5 protein-coding genes are annotated in these 12,798 nt (G+C 41.4%); 2 read left to right on the forward strand and 3 right to left on the reverse strand.

All coding sequences use genetic code 11. From position 1 onward, the window contains the following. Nucleotides 1-13 precede the first annotated feature (13 nt). Complete coding sequence (locus FBB35_RS10690) at nucleotides 14-4,696, reverse strand: type I polyketide synthase (protein WP_174709619.1); 4,683 nt, start codon at nucleotides 4,694-4,696, stop codon at nucleotides 14-16. A 96-nt stretch (nucleotides 4,697-4,792) separates the two neighbouring features. Further along, nucleotides 4,793-6,550 (reverse strand): class I SAM-dependent methyltransferase, encoded by a 1,758-nt coding sequence (locus FBB35_RS10695; RefSeq protein WP_174709620.1) that lies wholly within the window; start codon nucleotides 6,548-6,550, stop codon nucleotides 4,793-4,795. Between the two features lie 1,023 nt (nucleotides 6,551-7,573). On the opposite strand from FBB35_RS10695, the gene FBB35_RS10700 reads away from it, so the two are divergent. Both FBB35_RS10700 and FBB35_RS10705 read left to right on the forward strand, forming a co-directional pair. Next, nucleotides 7,574-8,902, forward strand: a complete 1,329-nt coding sequence (locus FBB35_RS10700) for a calcium-binding protein (protein WP_174709621.1) — start codon at nucleotides 7,574-7,576, stop codon at nucleotides 8,900-8,902. Nucleotides 8,903-9,048: 146 nt separating this feature from the next. Continuing rightward, nucleotides 9,049-9,753, forward strand: coding sequence for a DevA family ABC transporter ATP-binding protein (locus tag FBB35_RS10705; protein ID WP_174709622.1), 705 nt, complete (start codon nucleotides 9,049-9,051; stop codon nucleotides 9,751-9,753). Between the two features lie 157 nt (nucleotides 9,754-9,910). Here the strand turns inward: FBB35_RS10705 and FBB35_RS10710 are convergent, their stop codons facing one another. Next, nucleotides 9,911-12,565 carry an ATP-binding protein gene (locus tag FBB35_RS10710; protein ID WP_174709623.1) on the reverse strand — a complete coding sequence of 885 codons (2,655 nt, stop codon included), beginning with the start codon at nucleotides 12,563-12,565 and terminating at the stop codon, nucleotides 9,911-9,913. Between the last annotated feature and the right edge of the window lie 233 nt (nucleotides 12,566-12,798).

Genomic DNA, 12,798 nt, shown 5'->3' on the forward strand with positions numbered 1-12,798 from the left:
TATCCTGAAAAAACTAGTTCAAAAATAACTGTGTTACTGCGTCTTCGGAAAGCGATTCTATTTGCAAGAAAAGCTCATCTAAGCTATTGCTTTGATTTTGTGATGTTGGCTGTATAGGTGTATCTTGGGTTGTTTCAAGATGTTGATCTAAAATTGGAGCTAGTACTTCTTGTGTTAGATAGTTAGCTAGCATTTCAATGTTGGGATAATCAAAAGCTAGGGTTGAAGGTAGGGGATGGTTTAAACTTGCTTCTAGCCGATTTTTTAGTTGGATAGACATGAGAGAATCCATACCCATTTGGAAAAATCCTTGCTGGTTTTCGGGAGGATTTTCTGGGTCGAGATCCAAAATCTCACTCACTATCATTTGCAGATGAGTGATGAGTAAGTTGTGGCGATCGCCTGCTAAACTCTTCTCTAGCTGCAACAATAGCTCTGACTTGGTTACAGCGCTATTTTCTTGTTTTTCTTGCGGTTGTCCCAACTCTTCTAGTAGGGGTCTGTGTCGTCTGACTTCAAATGTGGGTTTAAAGATGCTCCAGTCAACATCTGCGACTGTTTTTTGTACCACACCTGATTGCAAACACAACTTCAATGCTTCTAGGGTTTGTGTGACAGCCATCGGTTTTAACCCGACACGCGACCACAGGCTTTGAACTTCAGCTGCAACAACGTTTATCTCATCCCAACTACCCCAGTTAACACTCAATGCTGGTAAGTTGTTTCCTTGCCGATAATGAGCCAAAATATCCAAAAAGTGGTTTGCTGACGCATAAGGCGCAAGTCCGCTAGAACCCCAGATGGCGGCGGCTGAGGAAAACAAAATCAAAAAGTCAAGGTGGAGATTTTGAGTCAATTGATGCAATATCCAAGTACCGCTAACTTTGGCTGCTAATACATTTTGATATGTGCTTAAACTCATCTCTGCCAAGCTTTGAGGAATAGAAATCCCAGCCGCATGGATGATGCCGCGCAAGTGAGTATTGCTGGCAAATACAGCTTGCATATGACTAAAGTTGCTGACATCCGCTTGCACAACGTTGACTGTTGCACCTTGGGATTCTAATGTTTGAATGGCTGTAATTGCCTTTTTGTGCTTGTCATCTGGCGGTAAGGTATCCCATAAAGAACGCTCTGGCAATCCTTGTCTACCTGTGAGAACTAGGTGTCTTGCACCTTTGGCGACTAACCAAGCTGCCAGCTTTAAACCTAGTCCTCCTAAACCACCTGTGATTAAGTAAGTGCCATCGGCATTAAATTCTGTTAACGGCTTCAATGCCTTTGGCACGGTACTGGTGACGAGACGTGCAACATATCTTTGACCATCACGCCAAGCAATTTGATCCTCTCCGTCGGGTGTTTGGATTTCTGCCAACAGTATGGCTGCTTGGTCTGCGGTGGTCTTATCAAGGTCAACTAAACCACCCCACAGTTCTGGGTGTTCCAGTGCTATCACCCTTCCCAGTCCCCATAAAAGTGATTGGGGTAGCGCCTGAGAATTGAGAGGAGATTTCACTGGTTGGGTATTTTGCGTGACTAACCATAAATGCGGCCAGTCTGACGGGGGATTTTTCACCAAGGCTTGAATCAAGTGCAGCACGCTACCGCAGAGTAACTTTTCGGCATCTTGCAAGGATGTTTCGGTGACTTGTGCAGAAGCAATATCCAGGCTCCACAAATGCACGATTCCCCGCAGAGGTAGCTGACTGCTTGCCTTTGCATCTTTGATTAGTTGCTGCAAATCTTCAGGATCGCTAGGATTGATTGTGAAATATCCTTGTGAAGATTCGCTGTAACTATTGCCAGGTATCACAAAGTGACAAGTTGCACCTTGCGCCTGTAATTGGGATGCTAAGGCAGTTCCTAAACCTTGACGATCGCCAAAAATTAACCACAAACTATCTTGGCTATTTTTACTAGTGGAATTTTGTTGTGGTTTTAACCGCCAAGTTAGATCATAGAACAAATCGGTGCATTCTTCTGATATTGCAGATTTATTCGTTTCTTCTGGTGGTGGCGTTTTGCGGGCAATTTTTCTATCTAACCAGTATCGCTGACGTTGCCAGGGATAAGTGGGTAGCTGGATGTGGTTTCCACCGTCGGGATAGAGTTTGCGCCAATTTACAGGATATCCCGCAGTATATATCGCACCAAGGGAATTGAGCATCACAGCTAATTCATCTTCGTTGCGTTTGAGGGAAGGAAGTACAACACCTTGGCGATCGCTATACTGGAGTCCTTGCTCGATGGCTGTGGTTAAAATTGGATGGGGGCTAATTTCTAGAAAAACCTCATGTCCTTCACCTATCAAGCTTTGAATAGCCGTCGAGAACAGTACAGGCTCGCGTAAATTCTTTACCCAATAGGTGGTATCTAAATCCAAACCATCAATTAATTTACCTGTGACTGTGGAATAGATGGGGATAGTTGCTGCTTGGGGTTGAATTCCTTGTAAAAGTTGCCGCAGTTCGTCTTGTAAAGGTTCCATTTGCGGACTGTGGGAAGCGACATCTACTTTCACTAAGCGGCAAAAAATATTTTTGGCTTGTAAATTTCCCAGAATACTTTCTATCGCCTTGGGATCGCCTGATAAAACAGTGGATGTCGGGCCATTGCTCACGGCTACAGATACGCAGTCTTCATAGCCAACTATCACCTTTTGTGCTTGTTCCAAAGATAAACCAACCACAGCCATTGCACCCTGACCACTGACCCGTTTAATTACTTGGCTGCGCTTACAGATAATCTTGGCGGCATCGTCTAAGTTTAAAGCACCTGCAATATAAGCTGCTGCTACTTCTCCCATACTATGACCGACGACAGCCGCAGGTTTAATCCCCCACGATTGCCAAAGCGTTGCTAAGGCTATCTCAACGGCAAATAAGGTCGGTTGGATAACGTCGATTTCTGTTAAACGCGAGTTCGCCTCGTCAAGCATCAATTGTTCCAGTAATGACCAATTTGTATACTGACTGATAGCTTCGTCACACTGAACTATAACAGCCTTAAATACAGGTTCTTGCTGCAATAACTTGCGCCCCATACCCAACCACTGAGAACCTTGTCCAGGGAAGATAAAAATCGGTAGATGCTGACGATCTGGAGTTTGGATACCCGTTGTAATCTGGGAATGTAGTTCTCCCTGGAGGTATGTTTCTAGTAACTGGGATAGTTCGTTGCGCGAACGAGTTAACAAGCTCAGGCGATGAGTATGATGACTGCGGCGGACGCTGGCGGTGTAGCAAATGTCTCGTAGAGTTTCTCCTTGAGTACTAAGAAAGTCTTGATATGACTTTGCTAAACACTTTAAAGCTTCTGAACTCCTGGCTGAAATAGGTAGTAAAAAATACCCATCATCCTCATCTTTGACCCTATCCCCCGTTGGCGCTTCTTCAAGAATCGCATGAGCATTAGTCCCTCCCAGTCCAAGGGCTGTAACTCCAGCGCGGCGGGGGATTTGATTGGTTTGCCAAGGTGAGAGTTTAGTATTGACGTAAAAGGGACTACTAGCAAAGTCAATGCGGGGATTTGGTTGGTTAAAGTTAATACTTGGTGGTATCTGCTGGTGTTTCAAAGCCAGAATTAGCTTGATTAGTCCAGCCATACCCGATGCTACATCCAAATGACCGATATTTGGCTTGACCGAACCGATCGCACAAAATCCCTGTTTTTGAGTTTGCGTGTGAAATGCCTGGGTTAAGGCATCGATTTCGATGGGGTCGCCAATGGGTGTACCGGTACCGTGAGCTTCGATGTATGAGATGGTTTCAGGGCTAATGCCAGCTTTGGATAGAGCATCAATGATGGCGTTTTTCTGTCCGATTACCCCTGGTGCAGTGTAACTGGTTTTGAGGGCACCATCATTGTTAATTGCTGTGGCTCGAATGATAGCGTGAATGCGATCGCCATCTTCTAAAGCATTCGCTAACTTCTTCAAAACGACAATGCCGCCACCGCTACCGAAAACAGTCCCCCCAGCCTCGGCATCAAAGGCGCGGCAATGTCCATCAGGAGAAACAATACCACCACCACGATAGTAATAACCAGCACGATGAGGTACTCTGACGGAAATTGCTCCAGCCAAAGCCATATCGCAGTCGCCATTCAACAAGCCTTGACAAGCTAAATGTACTGCAACTAAGGAAGTGGAACAAGCTGTTTGGACTGTGACACTAGGCCCTGTCAAATTTAACCTGTAAGATACGCGACTGGTGAGAAAGTCTTTGTCACTACCAACGAAGGTTTCCAAGAAACTTTCAAAATCAAGTTTAGGACGCAAGCGATCGCCTAAAATACAATCCAATATGTAAGTATTAATACTTGCACCCGCATAAAAACCGATGGGGCTTTCATAGTTCTCAGGGTCACACCCAGCATCTTCGAGGGCTTCCCAAGCACACTCTAGAAATACACGATGTTGAGGATCGATGAGTTTGGCTTCTCTAGGTGAATAGCCAAAGAATCCGGCATCGAAGTATTCCACATTGTCAATCATCGGACTGGCTTTGACATACTTGGGATCGTTGAGGGTAGAAGCATCTACACCTTCCGCCGCTAATTCCTCATCGCTAAAAAATGAGATACATTCAACCCCATTTTTGAGATTTTGCCAGTATTCATCCAGGTTGTTTGCTTTGGGGAAACGTCCCGACATCCCGATAATGGCGATCGCTTTTTCGTTAAAGTTATTAGACAACTCTAATCCACCTACTTGATTTTGCAGTATGACCTGATGAACTCTTCGTATCCTTTGGAGTTCGTATTTCCAACAATCTAGTCAGAATGTAACTCACTACTCCCCACTTCCGAATGGCACAAATAAATTGAGACTAACTGTAGCCAAATCATTGGGTGGAAACTTGGCTTGGTAGCGGGGATCAGGAGTTAATCCAGCTAATTTTGCCGCAGCAATAAATTGATTCAATTCAATCGGATATTGATCTGTATAACCATGAGTCGCATCATAAGCTGTGGCTAAGGTATACCCAATATTCGCTGCTGCTAGGGCTGGCGGAATCGTATGTAAGTCTAGGACTAACAAACCAAATCGCCCAATATGCGGTTTCCAACGCTGTAAATGCTCTAATAAATTTTGTAAGAGTTCATTAGCTGTAATCATTCGACCCCTACAAACAAAAGCTCCTGTAGAACTCAATTCACAGCCCATATTTCCCAGTCTGGGAGTGATAAAAGGACGGTTGTGATCTAAAAACGATCTGACATGGAGAAACTCGTCAGATGGTATTCCATATTTGGCGAGTATTGCTTTTGCCAAGTCGTCTGGGTCGTTAATATCACCAAAGATGACGCTTATCGGCGACTGCAAATCCTTGAGTCTTTTGTAAGTAGCTTCACGAGAGGCTTGATTATAATCAGCACAGACCATAATCAAGGGATTCTCATTGAGATATTTCCCTCTGAGAGTCTGATTTTGAATGACGTGATAGATATGCTCCATGAATGTACCATCCCCACAACCCATATCTACAATTCCTTTGGGTTGTTCGTGAATAGGACGGTTAAAGATATCTCTAATAATCGCGTCAACCTTCTGGAAGTAGGTCTGATGAGCTAGTCCGCTACCCCAAATATTTACTCGACGATTCACATGGGTTTCATGTCCATCAGTATCTCGTCCCGATAAAATAACGGGATTGCCAAATAGCAGTTCTGGAATCTTCTCAAATGTTGGTAAATAAGAAACTGTGACTCCGTAAGCGTAGGCTCTAGAAATCGCATATAAGCCTGTACGGATGAACTGAACTTGACGACCTTGAATTACAACCCAGCCTTGTAAAGCCAGGATTTCAAAAGCTTCAAGTAAATGTTTTTGATTACCTGTTAACTGCTCAATATCAAGTGTGTGTGTTTTGGGATCGATTTGCTCAAACACATTAGCCATTGCTAAAGATACCATCGTTGGGCCTACCAATAAGCCATTGAGATGGTGCAATATCTGACAACACACATACTGATAATCTTCATCTGTACTTTCTACCAAGTCCCACTGTCTTTTAGCTCTTGCTAGCAGAGAGGAGAAATTCATGCCGTCAGCTAATTTAGACTGCAACGACAAAGTTAAATCTCCAAAAAGATAGTCATTGATATTAATCAGAGTAGGTAAAAAAGCAACAAACTCTTTATAAATTGATGACAGTCCTAACGCTATGCTGCCTCTGCGAGTCAAGGTGTAAAAGAGTTCTCCCTCTATTTCTTGATACTTCATCCATCCTTGCGACACCATTAACCGCAAAGCAACATTCAAATAGCCTATATTTCCCGGAAAATATTTCAGAACTAGATTCAGGGGTACGACTTTTCCTTCTTCAAACAAGAAGAAGACTCCTCTTTCCTGTAGAGCATTTGTAGTTGGGCCTATGGCAATCCCATCTAGATGCAGAAAGATTGTTCGCCGAACTGAGAGACGTTCTTTTCTTTCTTCGCTGTCTCCATCTGACAAATCAGGAATATTTTTCGGTCTAAACAATTTGTCGAGGATATCGCTTCTGGTATAAACTGCACAGCCAAAAATCTTGTCTCTTAATTGCATAAGTCTTTATACACCTAAAAGCAACTATGCGTAACTGACCTTGCCTAAATCCAACAATAGTTCTAGGTATTTTGACTAATTTAATGGCTAACTAAATTAGCAAAAACCTAAATCCAAAAGCATTTTTGCAATAGAACAGAATGGTTGAAGTTCCTTGCAGTTTTCGGCGCTATTACTCAGATTATGCACAGAAACATACGTGGGAACAAAGTCCACAAGCGATATGATTTGGCTAATCAAAAATTCCAATTTTGAAGATTACTGAAACACAGACCTTATGCTCGGTTAATTAAAGGAGTATAACCCTATAGCTTATCCTAAATATTGAGTTCAATACCTTTGCTTAAAGCACATTTTAGTTTTGAATGACTTTTCCCAAGCGGTTTTCATGAATTCCTTTTATAGATAAGCTAATTTAGATTACCTACATCTTGCAGGTATTTTTAGACTGAGAATGAATTGCTGTTGCTGACTACATTAAGTAGATTCTTAATGCAATTTTTATGGTTAGCTGTGGAACTTATCCACTTTGTCCAAGCAAGTTACACCATTCGTAAAAATTATACACACATAATGATAGAGGAATTTTATATTTTTTATAATTTTACCTATACATAAGAAAATTTAATCACGTTTTTATTTTAAGCTCTATATTTTAATAGCATTCAAAATTAATGATTACATAAACAAAATTTAATCCTTTTTTATCAAGATTTGATATATGCAAATAAATCAACAATTATTCAATCAAAATTAACCTGTTGATAAACAAATTTTAATTTTTTATAAATACATTTATTTATATGATTCTGAGAAGAATCTTAAAAACGTTGCACTTCATGCAAAAACTTTTCTGAGATTCGTGTAACTATATCAGTTGCAAAATTTGACCAGATATTTCCTATATACAGCCTAGCTAAAGCTTACCAACGGAGTTTTTCATAACTTGTTGAGTTTTAGCTATAAGGACTGTTGCTGCTTTTTCATAGTTTATAAAACTCTCAGAAATACCTAACCAAAAATATGTCAAGACCATTGCCTCATCTTTTTGATTCCAACATCCTTGGTGGTCAAGATAGTCTGCTAAATATTTATTATCAAGTCACAGGATTGCACATCCCAAGTTCAGTACTTATAGGTACGGCGAGTAATGACCTACTTAATGGTAGTAATGGCAATGATTTAATAGTCGGTGGACTGGGTAATGATTTTATTGTTGGTTCTTTAGGTCAAGATGTTCTCTTTGGCGGAGCCGGCAATGATTTCTTTTTACGTTTACCTAACGATGAAGACGATTTTGTCTCTGGGGGTAGTGGTAATGACCTTGTAGGTGGGGGTGGTGGTGACGACACCCTGTTGGGTGGATCAGGTAATGATGGTCTATTTGGTGCTGCTGATGACGATCTGCTCTATGGTGGTGCTGGTAACGACGTACTTTTTGGTGCAGAAGGGCGCGATCGCTTTGTAGCTAAAGCAGGTGAGGGGGTAGACTCTTTTGTTGACTTTAACCCCACCGATGACTTTATTGGTTTAGCTGGCGGCTTAACTTTCAATCAGATCAAGATAGAGGCGGTTGGTCCTAGCTCCTTGATTTCTGTGGCTGCAACAGGTGAGTTATTGGCGCTTGTAGCTTTTGTTAGTCCCGATCAGTTCACATCAGCTAATTTTGTACAAGTTAGCAATGCCGAACTTTACTCTCAACACGAATCACCACTTTCACAAGACATTCCTAGCGTTGGCGTTGCAAACCCGCAAACCGTTGGCACAGATGGTAGCGATTTTCTCAACGGAGGTTTTGGTAACGATATTATCCAAGGCGGACTGAGCAATGATGTGATCAACGGTGGCACAGGTAACGATCGCTTATTTGGTGACGAAGGCGGTGACTTTATTAATGGTGATCTCGGTAACGATTATGTAAATGGTGGTGTTGGGGGTGATTTCCTCAATGGTGGTTGGGGTAACGATACTATTGTTGGAGATACCGGTGATGACCTACTCAATGGTGGTCTTGGCAATGACCAACTATTTGCAGGTGCAGATAACGATGTTCTCAACGGCGATGAAGGTAATGATTTACTCGATGGTGGTTTAGGTTTCAACCTGCTTAGTGGTGGATCTGGACACGATACTTTTATCTTAGGTAGAGGTGCTAGATTTGACCAAATATTTGACTTCCAGAAAGGAGTAGATCACATTAAGTTACCCGATCAAATTAGCTTCGGACAACTGTCTTTAATCCAAACTGGTGGTAACGTTTTAATTGCGATCGCTGGTAGCAGTGAACCACCTTTAGCAGTTGTTGATCGTATTCAAGCTAGTAGTCTGACAGCAACAGATTTCATTGCATAGTTGATCTCTCTTTTTACACTAATCAGGTACTGTATTATCTGTTGGTGTTAATGTAAAATCCAAAGAATCATTCAGATGTATCGCTAGAACATTAACCAATATGTTCTATTGATACATCATTTATACTAAATATTGTCAAATTTATAATGAGACAAGAAGCTGTAATTATAATTCAAAATCTCAATCATTACTATGGGAAAAATGCGCTGAGAAAACAAATTTTATTTGATATTAACCTAAAAGTTTATTCTGGTGAAATTGTAATTATGACTGGGCCATCAGGTTCAGGAAAAACAACATTACTGAGCTTGATTGGTGGTTTACGGTCTGTACAAGAAGGAAGTTTGAAATTTTTAGGTGAAGAACTGTCTGGTGTTAGTCAAAATAAACTGGTGCAGATGCGACGTAACATCGGTTATATTTTTCAATCTCACAATTTGTTGGGGTTTTTGACTGCCAAGCAAAACGTGCAAATGGCATTAGAATTAAACGATTGCATTTCTCAAACAGAAGCAGTAGCTAAATCAGAAATGATGCTGCAAGCTGTTGGTTTAGAAGAAAGAATTAATTATTATCCAGATAATCTTTCTGGTGGTCAAAAACAAAGAATTGCGATCGCCCGCGCCTTAGTAAATTGTCCTCCCTTAGTGCTAGCAGACGAACCAACGGCTGCATTAGATAAACAATCAGGACGCGATATCGTAAAAATAATGCAGAGCCTAGCTAAAAATCAGGGAACTACTATCTTGTTAGTCACACATGACAACCGCATTTTAGACATAGCTGATCGCATCATAGAAATGGAAGATGGCCTATTAACGAGAGTTCAACTAGGGCAAACGTATGTGTGACTAGTCTGACGGGGAGACAAAATAGGCTGTTTGTCTAGTCCTCCTATTGTCATCATCGTCTCCAATCCTGTTGAGAATTAGCTTTTTGCTTTTGTTAAGTAAAGATGTGACTAATGGATAGCTTGTCAAAGGGGGATTAAGAAGGGTAATTTGACTATTACTTTACTTTTTTCCATGGAAGTTTAACTGTAAATCGACTACCTTTCCCTAACTGACTTTCGGCGTGGACAGTACCACCGTGTAACTCGACGATTTTTTGCACTATCACCAATCCTAAACCCGTACCTGCGGAACGACGAGTAGAGGCATTTTCAACTTGGATAAAAGGTTGAAATAATCGGAAAAGGTCATCGGAAAGCATACCAATACCTGTATCTACCACGCTAAAAAAGATATATTCATTTGTGGAATTTGGCTGGACTTCAATCCAAACTTTGCCTCCGTCGTGAGTAAATTTGATAGCATTGCTCAACAGGTTGATAAATACCTGGCGGATACGACGCTCATCAACTTGGATGGATTCAAGTTCTTCAGGGATTTGTAGACTCAGTTGAATATTTTTTTGTAACGCTAAATTTTTGACGAAACTGAGACTAGAGTCACATAATTCTGGAATCGAAGTAGCCGCTAGTTGCAGTTCTATCTTGCTAGATTCAATGTCGGTAAGCTCAAGGATTTGGTTAATCAATTCTAGTAAATTCTTACCGCTCGATTCGAGGAGATTTAAGAACTGGCGCTGTTCTGCGGTTACAGTACCGTAGACTTCATTTTGGAGTGCTTCTGCAATCTCAAGAATAGAGCTTAAGGGAGTCCTTAGTTCTTGGCTCATATTTATTAAAAAGGTCTTTTTGGCACGATTTGCAACTTCGGCAGCTTCTTGAGCCTCACGCAGAGCGGATTCTGCATTTTTGCGTAAGCGAAGCTTGTCGTAGACATCGCAGACTTCTAAAGTTAGAGCAACAAATTCAGCTATTGAGCTAACGAAGTTTTGCTCACTCACTTCCCATGTCCGAGGAATATCAATCTGTTCATACAATACTGTTCCCACCACTTCGCCCCCAACCCAAATGGAGGTATTAATTAGGGATACAATATTCTTTGTTTCTAGCAATTCATCCCATAATTCTTGTATCCGTAAATCGGTGCGAGTATCGGTGACAGCCATGATGCGGGCAGATGTCAGGGATTTAAAGTAAATGGGATAATCTGCGCGATCGCGTTCTAAACCTGCTGAATGTTTCTGATTGCTACGTTCATAGAGATTTATACATTGTAGTTTGGTGCGTTCGTTATTAAATAACCACACGCTTACTCGTTCTACCTCTAAAGCATTGGCAGCTTTTTCAGCGATGACTTTAAATGCCGTTTCTAGATTTCCTTCTGAAATTGCCTTGTGATTTGTTAATTCTGCCAACGCTCGATTATGCTGTTTCAGTTTTCGCTCGCTGTTAATATGTACTTGAATCTCTTGCTGTAATTCTTGAGTTCGCTGCTTAACTTGCAATTCTAACTCTTCATTTTTAGTAATCTGTGCAGTAAAGGTTTTACGTAAATGCTGCATCATCTCGTTGAAAGATTCACCCAGCACCTCTACTTCTTTAATGCCTTGGATCGCCACTGAGTCTTCAACCTTGGTAAAATCGGTTAAATCTTTTGTTGCCGTGCTGAAGTAGAGAATTGGCTGAGTTATCCAACGGGCGGCGATAATTCCTAATAAAGTAGCTAATCCTAATGCTCCCAAACAGAGAAAAATTGTAGTTTGAGTGTTGCGATCTATTTGTCCCATAAAGTCTGCTTCTGGGACAGCTACTACAATTAACCAGTTGACATTTGGTTCGCCCTGTAACGGTCTAATTTCTAAAAATTGTCGTTTTCCATTAAAAGAGAAATCTAGTTGCTGTAAACTCTGAATCTGGTCAAAGTTACTAAATTTAGTTTCTAAATATTTAGCGCTGGCTTGAGTAAAAGCATTGCCGCTTTGAGAAGCTGCCAACCTAATCGGTTTACCATTTTGGAGGCGGAATGGTTCTTCGGTTGTGGAACTTGCGACTAATAGCCCCGATCGCTCGATAATAAAAACTTGTCCAGACTTGCCAACTTTAATATTTTGTAGCAAATCCCCAATTTGTGATACGTGAGTTAGAGTGCTATTGACACCGAGTAACTCACCTTGGGAGTCATATATAGGTTGAGATGCACTAATTAGAAGCGTTGGTTCGGTGATGGATGTAAAAATCTGACTAAAGCTGAATTTTTTGGCAGTAACTGCTGCTTGATAATTAGGACGCGATCGCGCATCATAGTTTTTGATTACCTCTGGTAGTTGGGTACGTTGACCAAGAGAGTCGATTTTGTAGGTGTAAAGGTCGTAACCAGTTGACTTATCGGCTTTTCTGAGTAAATATTGGCGATCGTTGAGCTTTTCTACCCCTAAATGTTCTTGCTGTTCGTTACTTGCCGTTAAAACAACAGCATCAGGAAAAATCTCTAACTGCTTGATTAAATATGACTCCCAGGTTGCCAGATTTTCCATCTTCAGTAACCCGATGTCAATGATATTTTGATTACCGCGCAGTACTTGACGCGGAGTTGAGAGATAAGCCTGTAAATTTTGCTCTACTCGATTAGCGACTTCATAACGCAACTCGCTAGCTACCTCATTGACTGCCATTTGCCCATTGCGGATTGATAAGTATGCAGTCAATCCCACAGTTAAGAAGATTTGCAGCACAAACAACGCTACCAGAATACGACGTAGAGGTACACCTTTAAATAGGGAAAAAACACCATTTTGCCCAGTATTTTTGTTCATAAGCCCACTCTCCCTTTCTATCGTGTAGTAGTGAGTACAACACCTCGACTTCTCTGAGCCTGCGGGCTTATGCATAGTTTGTACTCGGTCAAGTCAAGTGCCAATATACCACTTCTGGTAAAAGAACAAAACTTTAACCTGTGATTTTCACTGCAATGTGAATTTCATCGAAAGAACATTTTCCAGCCTAACCGAGAGGTTGTCTCAAAAGTGCTTGGCTGTAATTTTAGGCA

This window comes from Nostoc sp. TCL240-02, from assembly GCF_013343235.1.
GTDB lineage: Bacteria > Cyanobacteriota > Cyanobacteriia > Cyanobacteriales > Nostocaceae > Nostoc.

Coding starts and splice junctions, on each gene's coding strand:
- FBB35_RS10700 (WP_174709621.1), top strand. CDS start 7,574: ATGTCAAGACCATTGCCTCATCTTTTTGATTCCAACATCCTTGGTGGT.
- FBB35_RS10710 (WP_174709623.1), bottom strand. CDS start 12,565: ATGAACAAAAATACTGGGCAAAATGGTGTTTTTTCCCTATTTAAAGGT.
- FBB35_RS10695 (WP_174709620.1), bottom strand. CDS start 6,550: ATGCAATTAAGAGACAAGATTTTTGGCTGTGCAGTTTATACCAGAAGC.
- FBB35_RS10705 (WP_174709622.1), top strand. CDS start 9,049: ATGAGACAAGAAGCTGTAATTATAATTCAAAATCTCAATCATTACTAT.